Origin of the sequence: Paenalicyclobacillus cellulosilyticus (genome assembly GCF_014647315.1) — a bacterium.
GTDB classification, from domain to species: domain Bacteria; phylum Bacillota; class Bacilli; order Alicyclobacillales; family Alicyclobacillaceae; genus Alicyclobacillus_J; species Alicyclobacillus_J cellulosilyticus.
This window is the reverse complement of the sequence record NZ_BMOY01000129.1, coordinates 1-607: the sequence shown is the minus strand read 5'-3', so window position 1 is coordinate 607 and position 607 is coordinate 1. Positions and strand designations below refer to the sequence as shown.

Here is a 607-nt window from a genome sequence, read left to right as displayed (position 1 = left end):
GAGTCTGCAACGAGAAAGCTTTCAGGGATGGAGTTGGGTGTACGAGTTCATTTGGATCCAAGAACTGGCGAATATGAAACCTTTCGATATTGGGAAGTCCTTCCAGAAGAGGAAATTGAATTTCCAGAGCGTCAACTCACTGTAGAAGAAGCGCGTGAACGCAAACCCGATGCCGAAGAAGGTGATCGCATCGAAGAGCCTATGCAATCCATTGAATTTGGCCGTATTGCCGCGCAAACGGCTCGTCAGGTCATTATGCAAAAAGTCCGCGAAGCCGAGCGTAAGCTTGGCCAGCTCGTTTATGGCATGGTTAAAAAGGTCACTCGCGACAACGTGATTATTGATCTTGGCGGAAAAGCGGAAGCGTTTATGCCACGTTGTGAAATGCTGCCACAAGAGATGTTTCGAACCAATGATCGCGTACGCGCGTATCTTTATGACATCGTAGAACAATCGCGTGGTCCACAATTGCTGGTAAGCCGTACTCGCAATGAAATGCTGATTGAATTGTTCCGCATCGAGGTGCCTGAAATTGGCGAGAACGTAATTGAAATTAAAGCCGCTGCGCGCGAACCTGGAAGCCGTGCTAAAATTGCTGTAAAGACCA

At 48.1% G+C, this 607-nt stretch carries 1 protein-coding gene; it reads left to right on the top strand.

The genetic code is table 11. The annotated features are described in order from the left end of the window. Positions 1-27: 27 nt before the first annotated feature. Positions 28-607, top strand: a 580-nt coding sequence (gene nusA / locus IEX97_RS13175; protein WP_229776935.1) for a transcription termination/antitermination protein NusA, incomplete at its 3' end; no start/stop codon positions are given.